At 58.2% G+C, this 16849-nt stretch carries 18 protein-coding genes and 1 tRNA gene; 12 read left to right on the plus strand and 7 right to left on the minus strand.

Annotated elements, in window-relative coordinates:
* The first annotated feature begins 116 nt into the window (after nucleotides 1–116).
* The 3 genes from CSING_RS06625 (at nucleotide 117) to CSING_RS06635 (ending at nucleotide 5066) form a co-directional block, all read left to right on the plus strand.
* A complete protein-coding gene (locus tag CSING_RS06625) occupies nucleotides 117–608 on the plus strand; it encodes an Rv1476 family membrane protein (RefSeq protein WP_236683936.1) in 492 nt (163 codons plus the stop codon).
* Nucleotides 609–1947: 1339 nt separating this feature from the next.
* On the plus strand, nucleotides 1948–3921 hold the full coding sequence (locus tag CSING_RS14070; protein WP_042530804.1) for a DIP1281 family NlpC/P60 protein: 1974 nt from the start codon (nucleotides 1948–1950) through the stop codon (nucleotides 3919–3921).
* Between the two features lie 26 nt (nucleotides 3922–3947).
* A complete protein-coding gene (locus CSING_RS06635) occupies nucleotides 3948–5066 on the plus strand; it encodes a ferrochelatase (protein ID WP_042530806.1) in 1119 nt (372 codons plus the stop codon).
* A gap of 30 nt (nucleotides 5067–5096) precedes the next feature.
* Here CSING_RS06635 and CSING_RS06640 read toward each other — a convergent pair whose 3' ends face one another.
* A complete protein-coding gene (locus tag CSING_RS06640; RefSeq protein ID WP_042530807.1) occupies nucleotides 5097–5864 on the minus strand; it encodes a hypothetical protein in 768 nt (255 codons plus the stop codon).
* A 39-nt stretch (nucleotides 5865–5903) separates the two neighbouring features.
* Here CSING_RS06640 and CSING_RS06645 point away from each other — a divergent pair, with 39 nt between their 5' ends.
* The gene (locus CSING_RS06645) at nucleotides 5904–6746 is read left to right on the plus strand and encodes a DUF3097 domain-containing protein (RefSeq protein WP_144403162.1); all 843 of its coding nucleotides are present in this window, start codon (nucleotides 5904–5906) and stop codon (nucleotides 6744–6746) included.
* 9 nt (nucleotides 6747–6755) lie between these two features.
* Here CSING_RS06645 and CSING_RS06650 read toward each other — a convergent pair whose 3' ends face one another.
* Both CSING_RS06650 and CSING_RS06655 read right to left on the minus strand, forming a co-directional pair.
* Nucleotides 6756–7331, minus strand: a complete 576-nt coding sequence (locus CSING_RS06650) for a MarR family transcriptional regulator (RefSeq protein WP_042530811.1) — start codon at nucleotides 7329–7331, stop codon at nucleotides 6756–6758.
* Between the two features lie 37 nt (nucleotides 7332–7368).
* Nucleotides 7369–8109, minus strand: a complete 741-nt coding sequence (locus tag CSING_RS06655) for a TVP38/TMEM64 family protein (protein ID WP_042530814.1) — start codon at nucleotides 8107–8109, stop codon at nucleotides 7369–7371.
* 265 nt (nucleotides 8110–8374) lie between these two features.
* Between CSING_RS06655 and CSING_RS06660 the strand changes: the two genes are divergently transcribed.
* Entirely contained in the window at nucleotides 8375–9022 is a 648-nt protein-coding gene (locus CSING_RS06660; protein WP_236683937.1) for a DedA family protein, read from the plus strand.
* Nucleotides 9023–9086: 64 nt separating this feature from the next.
* Here the strand turns inward: CSING_RS06660 and CSING_RS06665 are convergent, their stop codons facing one another.
* Nucleotides 9087–9356 (minus strand): hypothetical protein, encoded by a 270-nt coding sequence (locus CSING_RS06665; protein WP_042530816.1) that lies wholly within the window; start codon nucleotides 9354–9356, stop codon nucleotides 9087–9089.
* A gap of 261 nt (nucleotides 9357–9617) precedes the next feature.
* Nucleotides 9618–9703, minus strand: a tRNA-Leu gene (locus CSING_RS06670).
* Between the two features lie 253 nt (nucleotides 9704–9956).
* Here CSING_RS06670 and CSING_RS06675 point away from each other — a divergent pair.
* Both CSING_RS06675 and CSING_RS06680 read left to right on the plus strand, forming a co-directional pair.
* Complete coding sequence (locus CSING_RS06675; RefSeq protein ID WP_042530818.1) at nucleotides 9957–10529, plus strand: YbhB/YbcL family Raf kinase inhibitor-like protein; 573 nt, start codon at nucleotides 9957–9959, stop codon at nucleotides 10527–10529.
* A 23-nt stretch (nucleotides 10530–10552) separates the two neighbouring features.
* On the plus strand, nucleotides 10553–10936 hold the full coding sequence (locus CSING_RS06680; protein WP_042530820.1) for a hypothetical protein: 384 nt from the start codon (nucleotides 10553–10555) through the stop codon (nucleotides 10934–10936).
* On the opposite strand, the gene CSING_RS06685 is transcribed toward CSING_RS06680, so the two are convergent.
* Together CSING_RS06685 and CSING_RS06690 are read right to left on the minus strand one after the other, a co-directional pair.
* The gene (locus CSING_RS06685; RefSeq protein ID WP_042530821.1) at nucleotides 10933–12045 is read right to left on the minus strand and encodes a quinone-dependent dihydroorotate dehydrogenase; all 1113 of its coding nucleotides are present in this window, start codon (nucleotides 12043–12045) and stop codon (nucleotides 10933–10935) included. The genes CSING_RS06680 and CSING_RS06685 overlap by 4 nt on opposite strands.
* Before the next feature lie 70 nt (nucleotides 12046–12115).
* Complete coding sequence (locus CSING_RS06690; protein ID WP_236683938.1) at nucleotides 12116–13102, minus strand: NHL repeat-containing protein; 987 nt, start codon at nucleotides 13100–13102, stop codon at nucleotides 12116–12118.
* Between the two features lie 141 nt (nucleotides 13103–13243).
* On the opposite strand from CSING_RS06690, the gene CSING_RS06695 reads away from it, so the two are divergent.
* The 5 genes from CSING_RS06695 (at nucleotide 13244) to CSING_RS06715 (ending at nucleotide 16840) form a co-directional block, all read left to right on the plus strand.
* Nucleotides 13244–14068: an undecaprenyl-diphosphate phosphatase gene (locus CSING_RS06695; protein ID WP_186302181.1), complete on the plus strand. Its 825-nt coding sequence runs from the start codon at nucleotides 13244–13246 to the stop codon at nucleotides 14066–14068.
* Nucleotides 14069–14140: 72 nt separating this feature from the next.
* Nucleotides 14141–15400 (plus strand): cysteine--1-D-myo-inosityl 2-amino-2-deoxy-alpha-D-glucopyranoside ligase, encoded by a 1260-nt coding sequence (gene mshC, locus CSING_RS06700; RefSeq protein WP_042530826.1) that lies wholly within the window; start codon nucleotides 14141–14143, stop codon nucleotides 15398–15400.
* A gap of 24 nt (nucleotides 15401–15424) precedes the next feature.
* On the plus strand, nucleotides 15425–15808 hold the full coding sequence (locus CSING_RS06705; protein WP_042530828.1) for a hypothetical protein: 384 nt from the start codon (nucleotides 15425–15427) through the stop codon (nucleotides 15806–15808).
* A gap of 42 nt (nucleotides 15809–15850) precedes the next feature.
* Complete coding sequence (locus CSING_RS06710) at nucleotides 15851–16510, plus strand: HAD family hydrolase (protein WP_042533241.1); 660 nt, start codon at nucleotides 15851–15853, stop codon at nucleotides 16508–16510.
* A gap of 48 nt (nucleotides 16511–16558) precedes the next feature.
* Complete coding sequence (locus CSING_RS06715; RefSeq protein ID WP_201773936.1) at nucleotides 16559–16840, plus strand: phosphoribosyl-ATP diphosphatase; 282 nt, start codon at nucleotides 16559–16561, stop codon at nucleotides 16838–16840.
* Nucleotides 16841–16849: the final 9 nt, after the last annotated feature.

Below are 16849 nucleotides of genomic sequence, written 5' to 3' on the forward strand. Positions count from 1 at the left end.
AACCCACGGTTGGTGCCACTATAACAGTACGGGCGTTCTGTTTCATCCATTTCGGGGGTACCGGCGCGTCACAAGCTTCACCCAGAGCCTTTCGGTTTAGGCTCAGGCGGGCAGAGATGAAGGAGAGACTCATGATCCCGGCTGGCGTAGACGTCGATAACATCGCCGAGCAGCTCTCGGAAGATGGCGTAGCCTTCTCTAATCCGGAACTGGCGCTTGACGACGCCCTCCAGGAACCCATCGCCGAGTCCCTCCGTCCCAATCACGGGGTAGCGGTCGTTGATGTCTTTCCTGAAAAGATTCCCGATCTACGAGATCTAGCGACCGCCCTACAAAAGGAGACTGGTCTCGACACCGTCATCCTTCAAGCCCCCATGAAGGTGTCGGCGGTAAGTAACTCCTATGACCGGGCAGCGCTCGAAGCCGCTGAGAATTCGCTGCCCCCAGGCCTCGATCAGGCCACACTCCTCAATGACTTCTACGCATCGGCCGATGGGTTCTCGGCGCCATGGCTTGCCATCCTGGGAACAATTTTCTGCCTAGCGGTGTTGGCGGGCGCTATGGCTTTCCGAAGCGCCGCCCACGATCACCGGTTCATCTCACACTAATCCGTTGCCGAGATCTGTGCTCAAACTGTCCTACAGTCGGACAGACAGTTTGAAGTTTAAAAGTAACGTTTCGAGGGGATTTCATCGGGGACAGCGGGGTGGCCATGCGCCTTGCGCGAGTGATTCGGCCACCCTGGGAGAGTGGGGAAGAGGCGAACGAGTCAACCACTAAGGCTTTACTTTGAGGGTGGGGGAGTGGTTTTGGCGCTGTGCCGCGTTCGGGGACTGCCCGCCCGACGAGTGGCCGGGATGCCGGATTCAATCGACACCCGACGTCGTTCAGCTGAAAGGCGGGCAAGGCTCAAGACTTGTCCAACAGGCTTGAGGGAAGAGTCAAAGAGATCCCGCGTCGGCAGCCCACATTAAGCATGAACTGCGACTGACTGCCGCTTCGCCCTGGATGAAAATTGCGCTGGTACGGGCCGTGTTACAGCTATGTGAGGAACGTCACAATCACACCTTGGTAACAAAATCATTGCAGGTTAGGTACTTCTGTAAGGGCCTGTGGCTGGACTTAACTCATGTGAAAAATGAGGAAAGTGTGCGGAATGGCGTGTCGGTGACGTATGGTTCACGTATCGACTCACGGGTTGACTCTTGCTTCATGTGTTCATGGGCCAAGCCTTGACTCTCAACTGAGACGACGCACGGGTATGTGGGGAAGCACGCCACGAGCGAATACGGCAGTTGAGGTTCACCGTCTGGCAAATGAGCGCCGTGCTTTCACAAGCACGCAGCGTTACGGGTTCCTCGCCGCAGTCGGTACCAGTGTTCGACTTTTTCAAAACAAGACACCTACCTTCCGAATGGGAGAGGCTCCTTTTCGCTTCCTGTGCGCTCCGTGCAGAGAAGTGCCGCGGCTTCTCGCCCTGTCGGTTCCCGGTCGGGTGCCAGCCATAGGGGCATTCTCCGCGCGCAGCGGAGAAGGATGCTTTATGCGCGGGGCGCTCGGCGAGGAGGAACCTCCCAGCGCGATGGCCTTCGAGTGACGTGTGCCCCTTTCGCTATCGGGACCATGGGTGAGGCTCCTATTGCTGCCTCGCTCATATGGTCCGGGTCTTAGCGTTGGTGTACACCCCGATTGGCTGTAGCTTAACCACGCTTTTGACAGGGTCTCAGATGAGTGCGTCCGCACCGGACGACCTCCATTCCCTCCTTTGGCATGCCTTTCTTTCCCTAAAGAATTGCTCAAGAAGCGCATGTAGTACGGAAGTGCCCCCGTATCCGTTGTCCTTGACTCTCCCGTGTCGCAGTAACCGGCGCCCGGGTCGAGCGTGCGCTATTGCTGTCGCGCCTAGGGCAGGTAGGAAACTGGGTAGGTGTCGAGGAGATATTTCTCGTGGCCACCACTTCATCCTTTGGCTTTCGTCGCTTTAAGGCAGCGTTTACTGCCATCGCGACCACAGCCGTATTGTCTACAGTCTCATCAGTCACGCCAGCCATAGCGGCGGAACCAGAGCAACTCAACATCAAGCAGCTGTTGTCGTCTGACAACCCATCCATCGCAGACCTTGCAGGGGCTATCGCTCAGGTAGAGGAACGCATTGCTGAGGCCGAGGCCGCGATTGGCTCACACCGTGAGGCAGTCAACCGAGCGCTCGTTGATCTCAATGATGCTCGCACGAAGGCCGAACAGGCGCGTCGCGGCACGACGACGGCCCGCGAGCAACTGAGCCTGGCAGAGGACGAGGTAGCTCAGGCTCAAGCAAAGCTCAACGATATTTCACGCTCTGCCTACCGCCGAGCAAACACCTCTGACTCGGTCTCTCGTGCAGCCGGCAAAGACGCTCGCTCCGACATGCTTGAGCGCCAGGCTCTTCTCCGTTCGCAATCCGACAAGCAGCAGGGCGTACTAGCCCAGCTCGAGCAGGAACGAACCAAGAAGGCAAACAAGGAGTCTCAGCTTCGGAAGACTCAACAACTTGCTGAACGGCGTGAGGAGCAGGCCACTGAGGCGGAAGCTTCAGCGCGCCAGACGCTTACAGACTCTGAAGCGTCAATCGAAGAATCGGCAGCCGAGCGTGTCGAGTTGCTCTCTCAGCTTACATCGCTCCATGAGGCTTTAAATCAAGCTAAGGGCGTTGACGAAGAAGATAAGTCAACCGTCCCGACTAGACCTAGCGTCCAGGACGAGAGCTTGACCGAAGCGGATCGGGGTGTCCATGGGACCACGGCACCGGTCACAGAAGACCCGGCCGCGGAAGACCAGCCGACTGAGGAGGCAAAGAAGCCTGAGGAGCCTTCGGCGTCCTCCAGCGCTTCAGCTTCCGTCGCAACTGAAGAATCTACTGTCGCCGAGGGGCCGACCGCGGTTGAGGCCCGCAACCGTACGCTCCAAGCGCAGCAAACCAGCCCTTCGGTATCGCCAGAGCAGATGAAGGAGCTCTCTAGCGCAGCGGATACCTTGTCGTCCGATCCGAATGTGAAGGAATTGTCCTCGAAGTCTGCAGACCGTAAGGAGCATGCGGGAGGAAGTTCCTTTGATCCGACATCACTTGACCCCGAAACCGTCGCTCTGGGCATCGGCGTCGTGGGTAGCGTTGCCTCCATTGTGGCAGCGTCCCAACCCAGCCACAGCAACAGTCTCACTCCCGATGAAATCGATGCACTAGCCCAGGGGTCATCGAAGCTCTTTGCCCTTCAATCGGAGCAGTCAGCGACGGGGACGACGCAGTCGGTATCGAACCAAGAGGCGTCGGCAAGCACTGCAGACACAACGACATCCGAGGAAACCTCCACGGAATCTACGTCGAACTCGTGGGGCACACGTGGTGAAGGGGACTTCGAAGATGAGGACTCTCTTGCCTCTGACGTGTCGGACGTTCTTGAGGAACTCGAAACGACCGATAGCATCACGGACAAGGCCACTTCCAAGCTTGGTGATGCTTCCCGTGAGGCGAAGATAGAAACCGTCATCCAGCGCGCTACTTCTCAGGTTGGCGTTCCTTATGCATGGGGTGGCGGCGACGCAAACGGACCGACCCAGGGTATTCGCGATGGCGGCGTCGCTGACTCTCACGGCGACTACAACAAGATTGGCTTCGATTGTTCCGGTCTCGTGCTCTATGCTTTCGCCGGCGTGGGCATCTCTCTACCGCACTACACCGGCTATCAGTACCAGAAGGGTGAGAAGATTCCGACCAGCGAGATGGAACGCGGTGACCTTATCTTCTATGGCCCCAGTGGCAACCAGCACGTAGCGATCTACCTTGGTGATGGCACCATGGTTGAGGCTCCACAGTCCGGTCAAAATGTCAGCATCACCCCAGTACGGCAAGGCGGAATGTCCCCGTATGCCGTGCGCCTACTTTAGACTAGCGCGTTGCTAAACTGGGCGGCATGACTGAAACACAGCGTACGGCCCCCGGTGCTGGCTTCGGCACTGGCCAAGCACCCTCCACTTTTGACGCCCTCCTCGTTCTTTCTTTCGGTGGCCCGGAAGGAAACGAGGAGGTCGTCCCGTTTTTGGAGAATGTGACCCGCGGGCGAGGCATCCCGCGCGAGCGCTTGGAAGAAGTGGGCGAGCACTATTTCCACTTTGACGGCGTTAGCCCTCTTAACGCCCTCAATCGCGATATCATTGCCAACCTCGAGTCTGAGCTGAAAGATCGCGGACATAATCTACCCGTGTATTTTGGCAACCGTAACTGGCACCCTTTCGGCACAGAAGCCGTCGACCAGATGGCGAAAGACGGGGTTCGCAACGTCGCAGTGTTCGCTACGTCGGCCTGGGGAGGATACAGTGCCTGCCGCCAGTATGATGAGGACATCACCAAACTGCGTGACTACGTCGCGGACAAGGGATACCCTGAGATCACGTTTACTAAACTGCGCCAATTCTTCGATCATCCGAAGTTCGTGGGCGAGATGGCGGACGCGGTCCGTGAGGCTTACGCGGAAGTAGCGGAGGAAAAGCTACCGAAGACGCGCATGCTTTTTACTGCGCACTCGGTGCCCACGGCTCATGACTCCGTAGGAGGCGCTGAAGGCGATAAACACATCTATTCTCGTCAGGTTGCAGAAGCCTCTCGACTTGTCGCCGAAGCCGCCGGCGTCAAGGAGTACGACCTCGTGTGGCAGTCCCGCTCCGGGAACCCGGCCACTCCCTGGCTTGAGCCCGATATTGTCGATCACACCACCGAGATTCATAAGAACGATGGCATTGAAGCTGTAGTGGTCTGCCCGATCGGTTTCATTTCCGATCACATGGAGGTCATCTGGGATCTCGATTCAGAGTTGCAGGATGCCGCCGGTGAGATGGGTGTCAGTGTGCACCGCACCCGGACCGCAGGTCCTTCCCAACAGTTCGCATCACTGATCATCGACCTTGTGGATGAGCTAGAACAGGGCTCACAGCCTGAGTCACTAGGCAACGTCACCGTGCAGGGCTGCACCGTTAACGGTGCTCCGTGCGCTGAAGGTTGCTGCGATATTTGGTCGCTGAAAAAGGCACACTAGGCATCCAGGAAACCTACCTGCGTACCCAGCTCACCGGGCAAAATCGCTGAGTGCGTAGGCCACCCCGGCCATTCGCGCTTGACGAATGTGACGCCAGAGCCTGAGAAGCTGAGGATCGAGGCTGTGATCGTTGATACGGTCCGTCACGGTTTCGATGATGGCGGCTACGCGATCCGCACGCGCAAACAGTTTGGCCGCGCGCTCAGGCACTGCCGAGGGCAACCCCGGGGTGTCATAGAAATCACTCAGGGTTCCCACTGTTAGTCGAGGATTCGGGAGAACGTCGCTGCGGTAGCCAGTAGCCTCAATGAGCGCGGCCGACTCGTTAGTTGCGCGGCTCAGAAGGGCATCGGCATCGCCCGGGCTTAACCATGACGGTGCGGGCAGTGGAGAGTCTTCGTCGATGGCAGTCCAGATAGTTGCTCCGTCTGCATAGGCTGGAACGAGAACCACGTGGTGATCCCGATCGTTGGTGCGCACCACAATGGCCCCGGCTGGGTTATGTGCTACCGCGACAGCGGATTCAGATCCGGCGGGCAGAGCTGGCGCCTCACCGGGGCCGGAAAGAACAAGGCGCAGCAGAGGCTCGCGTTCACGGCGATCAATGATCTCAGTAGTTTCGCGGCGAAGGCGAGCGAGAAGGTCAACGAAGGCTGCACCGTCTGGACCGGCTTGTTGACCGCCGAGCTCCACGATGGCGTCGAGGAAATCATCCGTCGATTCTTTGCCCCAGAGCCATGCTCCGAGCCATACGGCGACATTTTGAACAGGGGACCAGACCTCGGCGCGCATATCCATGGCTGGCCAGTGTAGACGATAGGGTAGACCGCTATGAGCATGAATCCCCGAGACCCGTATGGCGGAGATATTTTCTCCGGTCACGCACGCACGAAGAAGCCGGACTACCCAGAGGTTCCTGCAGAGCCAGGCATGGTCGTCGAGGTTCGGGGAGATGACTTCGTGGGGGCGGTCATGGGCGTTGACAAGACGGCCTGGGGCCCAGTGGTACGACTGGAGGACCGCTACGGTGTCGAGCGAGTGTTCAACCTTGTCAAGGGTGGGTTTCTGGTAGAAGGCCAGCCGGTGACTCTGACTCGCTACGTGGAGAAGCAGGCACCCCGCAAATCCAATTCAGGCTCGCGTCGCGTGGAAAATCTTGAGGCCAAGGTAGCTGCTCCCTCTCGCATCTGGGTAGAGGGAATCCACGATGCCGCGATCGTGGAAAAGGTCTGGGGCCATGACCTCCGGGTGGAAGGTGTTGTCGTTGAATACCTTGAAGGGCTCGACAACGTAGAGGAGCGCCTCGCAGAGTTTCAGCCGGGCCCCGGCCGCCGCGTTGGTGTACTGGCAGACCACCTAGTCGAGGGCTCTAAAGAAACGCGTATGACCCAGACTGTCGGCGAGCACGTGCTCGTGACGGGACATCCCTTCATCGATATTTGGGCAGCAGTTAAGCCGGAGCGTCTTGGGCTGCGGGTCTGGCCAGAGGTTCCCTATGGCGAGGACTGGAAAACGGGGATCTGCCAGCGAGTGGGCTGGTCCGATCCGAAGGAAGGCTGGAGCCGCGTCTACAACGCGGTGAATTCCTTCCGAGATCTCGATTCCACGCTGATTGGCGCGGTTGAACGGCTTGTGGACTTTGTAACCACTCCGGAGCTCTCGAAAGCTGACTTGCTATAAAGAAAGCGTCTAGTGCGTCGTGTTGGCACGCTCGATGAGGTTAACCGCGAGCTGCCAACCGGCGGTCTCAGCAGCCCAGCCGGCCGCTTGCAGGCGCTGGGACATGGCTTGCTTGGAGATTCCAAGCTCCTCAGCTGCCTCATTCTGGTTGAGGCCCCCGCGCACTAGCGAGGTAGCTTCCCGGCCTTCCATGGTGCGTTTGTTGAGGACGAAACCAAGGAGTGCAAAAGTGGCCGCGATGTCATTGGCCTCAGCTGCACGACCACGGCGGTCAACCTTGGCGTAAACGTGGCCGGCGCGTGCAGAGCCTTTCAATGCAGCCGTAGCTACTGCGCGAGTTTCCTTGTCGCTGGCGTCTTCGCCGGGGATAACGCCTATTCCGATGGCCCAATCGCCATCTGCAAGTAGGGCCATGACAACATCGCAGATCGAGGACGCCGAGTAGGCCACAGCGCAGATATCCTCCACACCTAGGACCTCGAATTCACCGATGCCATCCAAGGTGGATAGGGCAGCGGCTGAACGTTGGACCAATTCGGCGCGGCGCACCGAACGGCCGCGGTAGCGCGCGTGGACTGCTAGCACTGTGGGGAACTCCTTTCGACGTGAAACAAGCCCAAGTCTACTCCTCGCGCTTGACCGAACCTTGCACGCCTGGGGTGGCGGGCAAGCGCGTGTCGAGAACAAGACCTGCCACACCTAGCGCGGCAGCTACGATGAGCGCTATCACGGTCAGGGGATCGGTTTGACCTGTAAGGGCATCACCAAAGAAGACTCCGATGGCGGTTGTGGGGATGGACCCGATGAGCGTGGCGAGAACAAACTGGGTTATGGGAATGGGCGTCAACGCCGCAACATAGTTTAATAAGGAAAATGGAACTCCTGCGACCAGGCGCAGTGAGGCTATGGCTAGCCATCCGCGGCGTTCGAGACGGACGTTGATTTTATTTACTGCTGGGTGGCTCAAGTGCGGGCGAATCCACTCGCCAAGAAGACTACGGACAATGATGAGTGACAACGTCGCAGAGATGGTCAAAGCCACCAGAGATATGCCGAGTCCCAGCCAAGGCCCAAAGAGGAGTCCTGCGGCCAGTGTCCACACGGTTCGTGGAATAGGAAATTGCGTGAAGAAAACATAGGCGGCGATGAACGCTGCGATAAACCAACTGCCGAGGTTCTCCGACCAAGAGCGAAGAGCGCCGATGGATGGGACGTCTACAAGCGTTGCGAGAGCTATTGACACTGCTACAGCAACTGTGACTATGGCCCAACGATGCCACGTCCACCCGCGAACGTCGTGCCACGCGGAATGCATCAACGACCGACAGTAATCGCCGAAACTGTTTACCCATCCTGAATTCATAAGGTATTTAGCCTAACCTGCCGTCAACCATGCGCGTCACTGCGCCATCTATCGGCATAGAGGAATGCTCCTACCATCTGTGTCTTGTCTGAAGGATTGGCACTAAGTATCTGTCAATGCCGATTCTGATCGCTATAAGTGGAGGTCGCTGGAGCGATACTTAACTGATTAAAGCTCCGTGCATGCGACTACGCACTACTTTTCGTCGTCCGCGCACGTCATCCTTCGTCGATTATCTCGACGAGCATCTCACAAGGAGTTCCCCGTGAACACGATCCATCACCTTGCGTCATACATGGACGCGGCGACCCTCCTGCAAGCCTTTGGTCCGTGGGTTATCGCCGGCATCGCACTAGTAGTTTTCGTGGAGTCCGGTGTGCTTTTTCCCTTCCTTCCGGGAGATTCCTTGCTGGTGACCGCAGCAATCCTCCGAGAAGACCTGCATGTGTCAATCTGGCTGCTTGTACTTGTCGGCATTGCTGCGGCTGTTGCGGGAGACCAAGTGGGGTATTGGATTGGCCACCGCTGGGGCCGCGGACTATTTAAAGATGAAGCGAAACTTCTCAAGCTGGAGTACCTGAAATCAGCCGAAGATTTCTTCCGCAAGCACGGACCTCTCGCATTGATTCTCGGCCGCTTCGTCCCGATTGTTCGCACCTTCGTTCCCGTCGCTGCCGGCGCAGCAGGGATGCAGTATAAGAACTTTGTGGGGTGGAACGTCAGTGGTGCCGTCGCATGGGTAGCGTCCATGAATATGGTCGGTGTCTTTCTTGGCACCATCCCCGGCATCGCAGATTCGATTGAGAAGATCATGCTTCTCATCGTTGCTCTCTCTGTGACGCCGATCGTTATTAAGAGCCTTTACAGCTACATTGAGGGAAAGAAAAAGGCCACGGCTGTGGAAACGTCCTAAGCGTTCCACAAACGTGGCCTATGTGGCTCAAGCTACGGAGCGTGGTGAGAACTTATTCCCGCGCCTAGCGGGTGGCATAGCGAGCAAACTCACCACGGAGGCGCGCATGGGTGACATAGATGGGCTCATTATCCACCGCAGTCTTGAACTCTTCTGTTAGTCCTGCCATGACAGCATCACGGGCTTCTGCGTGCGTGGCATGAAAGCTCATGACTTCACCGTCAACGACAGCCTCGCCGCGGCGCTTGACAACTACATACTCCGAGCCCTCTGGGGCTTCAATAACTTTGCGCTGTGCTGTAAAAGGGTCGAGGTAAGTAAAGGTTACCGTCATCCGGTGCTCCTTGGGTACGAACGGATAGGTAGGGGGACACGAGCTTCGTGGCCCATGTAACGCAATCTACTGTACCGTCCCAACAATCCCCAGTGGCGCCCTTTAATCGGAGAGCTTTCTCCCGACGCTTCACACCGCACTCAGTGTGTCTAGAAAAGGGGGTTAAGGGTCCCTTCAAAAGGACCCGGTTTCACTGCGTGATGAGCGTGAAACGAAAAGTCCCGAGCCATCGTATTCACGATGTCTCGAGACTTCACAGTGTGCCCGAGGGGGGACTTGAACCCCCACGTCCGTTAATAGGACACTAGCACCTCAAGCTAGCGCGTCTGCCATTCCGCCACCCGGGCTAGGGTGTTTGTTCAGCCTCTCGGCTGGGCACTCGCATACTGTATCCCGATTCGTGTGCACTACACAAATCGCCACGTTATTACGTGTTTTAAGCCCTCATTGAAGGGCTTAAAACACACCGATGGAAGTAGCGTGTGTGTCAGCAGAAGTCGGTGCCGCGACCAGTAGGGCGAGAAGCGAGGATCAACAGTCGTGTTGAGGACGTCAGTCAAATCTTCCGCGCTCAAAAGTGAAGTCCGGTACAAAGGAAATATGACTAGCAACACATCCAACAACAGTGCTTCCACTCCGAACTATGCTGCGGACGCTCGCTTTCCGGGCCCCGACCCCTACGCGCCGTTGGGAGACGTGCCCGCGTTCACCGTGACCTCTTCCGATATCGAGGAAGGCGCGGAAGTTGCAGAGCGTTTCCGTGCACCGGAGAATGTGTCCCCGCAGCTGTCGTGGAGTGATGTACCTGAAGGCACTAAATCTTTCGCCGTCACGTGCTTCGATCCAGATGCACCAACCGGTTCCGGATTCTGGCACTGGGCAGCCTTCAACATCCCGGCGGATGTTCGTGAACTCCCGACAGGGGCTGGCGCTGTCGAAGATTTGGGTCACGAGGGCGTTATCAGCTTGCGCGGTGATTCTGGCCAGCGTGTCTACTACGGGCCACAGCCGCCGGCTGGTCATGCCCCGCACCGCTACCTCTTTGCGGTTCACGCGGTGGACGTGGAGAAGTTGGACATCGACCCTGATTCGACGCCCACTGTGTTGGGCTTCAACCTCTTCTTCCATACACTGGGCCGTGCAGTTACGTGGGGTTGGTACGAGGCTCATTAAGGATCCCCGTTAAACTCATCGCAATGAGTACTAAACCCGACTCCGAAGGAGTATCGATCCCGGCCGGCCTGCGTGTGGGTGGCGCGTTCGCCCTACTGGCCGCTGTGCTAGCGCTCTTCGGGCTTATTTCCATCTTCACGGACGGGTGGGGAGCCACCTTCGAATGGACGTGGCGACGCCTTGCCATCGTGGGCGCGGCGCTTTTGGTCGGGGCCTTTAGCACCCAGCGGCACGATCAACGTGGCAGTCGCGAACAAATCATTGCGCTGATTCTTGCCCTTGTTCTCATTGTCGCGAGCCGTGCGCTGCCGACTACGGTTCTGACAACGATGGGGCAGTACGTCGTGTTCCTCTACGCCGTGGGCGCGGCGTTGTGTGCAGCGGTTATCCGCCGCACTGTGCGTTAGTCAATCCAGCCCAAGCCAGATCCCACGGCCTCAGAGATGTTGCTCAGGCCGTGGTTGCGGATCTGCAGGGCAATGCCGCGATGAATATCGCGAATCCAGTCAGGTCCGCCGTAAATCATGCCGGTGTAGCCCTGCAGGAGTGACGCGCCAGAAGTGATACGCTCCCATGCTTCTTCCGGAGTGGAGATACCACCCACGGAGATGAGCACGAGCTTGTCACCGACGTGAGCGTTGAGCCGCTTGAGCACCTCGAGCGAACGAGCCGCTACTGGAGGGCCGGAAACTCCGCCTGCACCCATGGCCGCTACCTCATCCGCCGGGGTAGCGAGGCCCTCGCGGGAGATGGTGGTGTTGGTGGCGACGATTCCGGCGAGCCCGACCTCGACGGCCATATCCGCCACCGCATCGATATCTTCATCAGAGAGATCTGGTGCGATTTTTACGAGGACTGGGCGCGACGTGGATTCCACGACTGCCTCCATGATGGGGCGCAGAGACTCCACTGCTTGAAGGTCACGCAAGCCCGGGGTATTGGGAGAGGAGACGTTGACCACAACGAAGTCCGACAGGTCACCGAGAACCGAGGCGCACTGGCGGTAGTCGTCCACAGCGCGCTCTGGGTCGGTCACCTTGTTCTTACCAATGTTGATTCCAACGACATCGTTATAACGGCGCTTACGAAGGTTACGTGCTGCATGAAGTGCACCTTCGTTGTTGAAGCCCATGCGGTTGAGGATGCCCTTGTCCGGCTTGAGTCGGAACAAGCGGGGTGCAGGGTTTCCCGGCTGTGCCTTCGGAGTTATGGTGCCCAGCTCGGCATAGCCGAAGCCCAACGGCGCCCACGCGTCCGGAGAGGCTGCGTTCTTATCAAAGCCAGCTGCAAGACCCAGCGGGCGCGGGAAGCGCACGCCGAATACTTCCTGCTCGAGGACCGGGTCGTTGACTGGAAGAACCTTAGCCAGCAGGCGGTTGGCTGGGCCCGCTGCCTGAAGTCCGGCAAGGCCACTGATGATGATGCCGTGGATGCGCTCCGGACTCAGCCGGAACATCCCCTTGAGTGCTACCTGGTAGGCGGCGTGGCGAGCGCGGTCGAGCGCAGAATACTGCATGAAGAATCCTTCTGGTCCGTAGTTGCTGGTGGAAGTCTAAAAAGAGTGAAGCCGAGTGAGAAGCTCACAGCTAGGATGAGCTGAGCTTGGCATCGGTGATGAACTGGAGGCCGTCACCAGTGGCGGAGGCGGCGACCAGTGTGCCGTCACCAAGCACTGCGATATTCTGCGCACCCGCAACCGTCGCTACGCTCCCAACCAACTCCGGCACGCCGGTAGAAACTGAGTAGGCGTGGAGAAGGTTGTTGTCAGTCGTGGTAACCCACGCCAAGGTGCGCTCATTATCCCAGGCGACCGCCCACGGTGTGCCCTCGGTGTTACCAAATTGGTGCAGACGGATGACGTCGCTCGCTGTGTAGATAGCGACGCGCTTGCCCACAGTATCGGAAGCTACGACTACCGCACCGTCACCACCGGCGATCTGACCCACACCTTGACCAACGCGAAGGCGGCCACCGGCGCGATCTTTTTCCCAATCAAGCGACTGAATCGTAGAGTCTTGACGCAAGACGCGCACGATTCCGTCCGCCCCGTCGGGATTGGGTACGGAAATAAGCTGATCAGACCCGCCCTCCACAGAAATTTCGGCGGTGCGCTCGCCCTCCTCATAGACACCGATGGAAGCAGAATCCGCCGAGCCGACGAAGATTTCTCCGGTCGAGGCCTCAGCGGCCACCGTCACTGGGGTCTCCTCTTCCACCGCGAGTTCCTGTGGGGAATCCGGCTTCTGTGGATCAAACAGCAGGACTTTATCGCCGCAGGCCAAGACAAAGTGTTGAGGCGAAGCGGTGAGGTCCCCACAGTGTTCAGAAACGTCAATGCTCGGTGCCTTCGACGACTCGAATTCCTCTTGGGTTCCTATGCTGAGAGTCTTCTTCGTCCGTACAGCGAGTACATCGTCCAGCGCAACGGTGTCTGACACTGCGTCGAAGTCGACAACTTTACCCACCGGTTCCTGTGCCGCGGGGGAGTCGGCGGGCTCTGCTTGGCCATAGACGGCTGAGTTGGGATCTCCACCAACTCCCACCGTGGGATCGCACGCTGCAAGGGCAGACACGCTGGTGAGAAGGGCACAAGAAAGCAGAACTCGACTCATTTTCACGATTCCTCATCCTAGCAGTCAGCGTGGTGAAATCCGGAAGCCGCAGGGCGCACTAGTAGGCTGTCGCGAGTGACTACAACAGCAGCTTCTGACGCCATGACATGGATGCAGGTCATTGTCCTGTCTCTCGTTCAAGGCCTCACCGAATTCCTTCCCGTGAGCTCCTCCGGCCATCTGCGCATCGTCTCGACGCTTTTCTGGGGGCACGACGCCGGCGCATCCTTCACCGCCGTGATCCAACTCGGTACGGAGCTGGCCGTGATCGTCTACTTCGCCAGAATGATCTGGCAGATACTCAAAGGCTGGTTCATCGGCATAGCCAACAAGGACAAGCGCGGGCAAGACTACCGGATGGGGTGGATGGTCATCGTCGGCTCCATTCCAATCGGCATCCTCGGCTTCCTTGGTAAGGACCTCATCCGGGACAACCTGCGCAACCTGTGGATCACAGCATCCATGCTCGTGCTCTTTTCCTTCGTTTTTATCCTGGCTGAGCGCATGGGCAACAAGACCCGCAGCTTCGAAGAACTCACCATGCGCGATGCCATCGTGATGGGACTCTGCCAGTGCCTCGCTCTTATCCCCGGTGTGTCCCGCTCAGGTGGCACTATTTCAGGTGGTTTGTTCCTGGGCCTCGAACGCGAGGTGGCGACCCGGTTCAGCTTTCTCCTTGCCATTCCCGCGGTTATGGCGTCAGGACTGTTTTCGCTGAAAGACGCCTTCGGCCCCACGGTGGGCCAGTCCGCCACAGGCATGCAGCTGCTCGTGGGTACAAGCATTGCGTTCGTCGTGGGCTATGCCTCCATTGCGTGGCTGCTGAAGTTCGTGGGCAACCATTCCTTTGAGTGGTTCGCTGCCTACCGTATCCCCGTGGGCATCCTCGTCATGATTCTGCTGGCCTTGGGCGTACTGGTGCCCTAAACGAGACCTTTTCGGGGCTCTCAATGGTGCCGGAGGCGCCAGTGGACTTCGGCGCGCGTTAGGATTGTGGGCATGCATTCTTGGCCCGTTCCACACGTCGACTCCGTTCCTGGCGCACCCGTGCCGCTTCACCTGTATGATTCAGCTGACAAGTCTGTATCGCAGGTGAATATTGACGGGGATACAGCCACCATGTATGTCTGTGGCATCACCCCGTATGACTCCACGCACTTGGGCCACGCGGCAACCTATCTGACTTTTGATCTTATTTACCGTCAATTGTTGGATAACGGCTATGCGGTGAACTATGCGCAAAATATCACCGATGTGGACGACCCTCTGTTCGAGCGCGCGGAGCGCGATGGCGTGGATTGGCGTGAACTGGGTACCTCCCAGATCAATCTGTTCCGCTCCGATATGGAACTGCTCTCGGTGTTCCCACCTCAGCACTTCATCGGCGCGATGGAGGCCATCGATGAGATCACTGTCATGGTGCAGGCGCTTCTCGACGTCGGGGCGGCCTACGTCGTCGACGACCCCGAGTACCCCGACATCTACGCCTCTATCGAGGCGACCGACAACTTTGGTTACGAGTCCAATTACTCGCGCGAGCAGATGGAGACATTCTTTGCGGAGCGCGGCGGTGATCCCGACCGCCCCGGCAAGCGTGATCCGTTGGATGCACTGATCTGGCGTGCCCACCGCGACGGCGAACCTGCATGGGAGTCTCCCTTCGGCCCTGGTCGACCGGGATGGCACATCGAATGTTCTGCCATCGCCACCAACCGTTTGGGCTCCAGTTTCGATATTCAGGGCGGTGGTTCCGATCTGAAGTTCCCGCACCATGAGTTTTCTGCGGCTCATGCGGAAGCCGCACTCAAGGTGGACCGCATGGCGCAGTTCTACGTGCACACCGGAATGATCGGTCTTGACGGCACGAAGATGTCGAAGTCCCTGGGCAACCTTGTCTTCGTGCACAAGCTGGTGGAGGCAGGAATTGACCCCTCTGCCATCCGTCTGGGTGTCTACTCCGGACATTACCGCGGTGACCGCGATTGGTCAGATAGTGTCCTCAGCGCGGCGCAGGACCGCCTGGTGCAGTGGCGATCGGCCATGAAGACCCCGGGGTCTCTCGAATCCGTGCAAGCCGTCATCCACGACGTACGTGCGGCGTTGGCCGATGACCTCGATACACCGCGTGCACTGAAGGTACTGGATGATTGGGCGGCCCACGCGGCCGACGGCGGTCCTGACGGTGAGCATGACGATGCTGCTGAGGCAGCTGACGTGATGCGTACAGCAGTTAATTCTCTGCTGGGCGTGCGCCTCTAAGGATCTTCAGGCATTATCTAGCTCATGAGCATTCGCGCAGAATTCCAGCCCACCGTTGACGAGTTCATCTCCAACCTTCAGTCCTTTGCTACTGGTGATTACCTTAAGGAAGACGAGAAGGAGTTTTGGGAGGCGCCGTTCGATGCCTCCGTCCTCCCGGAGCTACGAAAGATTCTGGAAAGTTTTCTCGATGACCTCGACAAGCTCCCGGACGATCCAGAGGGTTCCATCCTCAGCACCGCAGTTAAACCGTCGGTAGAAAATCTCGCGGCCTTCAACCGGAAGAATGCCGATGCTGTGCTTGAGCCGGAGGAAAAGGAAGAGCTCTCCGAGCTCATTCATTCCGCTTCGGCGGCCACCGGCGCCGATGACGTGGCCCTGTCCCAGCTACCGGAGCTGGACTTCTAATTGGCTGAGCAGACTGCACGTCCATCCGCGATCTTTTGGGACATGGATGGCACACTCACCAATTCTGAACCACTGTGGGAAGAAGCGACCTTTCACCTCTCGGAGAGCCTAGGGCGCCGTCTTACTCCGACAGAGCGCCTCGCTACTGTGGGTGCCACCTTTGAGGACACCCTCAACATCTGCGCAGATATAGCTGGCGTCACGTTGCAACCAGGTGATACCGAACGCTACCGTACGCTGATGTTCGACTATGTAAAGTCGCTCTTCGCCCAACACCTCGAAATCTTTCCGGGTATTCCGGAGCTCCTTAGCGAGCTCAAGGACCAAGGCATGCCCATGATGGTGACGACGAATACCGAGCGCTATGTCGCCGACTCGGCCATTGAGGCCTTGGGGCGAGAATATTTTGTGGACACGATCTGCGGGGATGAGGTACCTCGCGGCAAGCCAGCGCCGGACATGTATGCCGAAGCCGCACGGCGCTTGGGCCTGGAACCGGGGGAGTGCTTGGTCTTTGAAGATTCCGCGGCCGGCATGCGCGCGGCAGTTGATGCTGGCTGCGTCGTCATCGGGTTGCCCGAAGGAGACCACGTTGCGGTTCCTGCTGAAGCAACGGAGATTTCGCAGCTGCACTCTTCACGCCACCTTGACGGTGTGACCGCAGCTGACGTCCATGCTTGGTTTGCTCAAATCCGCACCTAGCCACTGACTCAAGAATTTCGGCTGGAGAGCAGAATTCTATGCACCTGTATGGAAGAATATGCACCTGTGAAGAATTTTGAGAGCCTGTATGAGGAATTGTCCCGAAAGATCGCCGAGCGGCCCGAAGGCTCCGGCACAGTGGGGGCCTATGACAAAGGCGTTCACCATCTGGGCAAGAAGATCGTCGAAGAGGCTGGCGAGGTCTGGATTGCCGCCGAGTACGAGTCTGATGAGGAACTCGCCGAAGAAATGTCCCAATTGCTGTATTGGCTGCAGGTCATGGCCCACAAACGAGGCCTTAAGCTCGACGACATTTACCGCTATCTCTAGAAAGCCGCT

The sequence above is a fragment of the Corynebacterium singulare genome, from assembly GCF_000833575.1.
Lineage (GTDB): Bacteria > Actinomycetota > Actinomycetes > Mycobacteriales > Mycobacteriaceae > Corynebacterium > Corynebacterium singulare.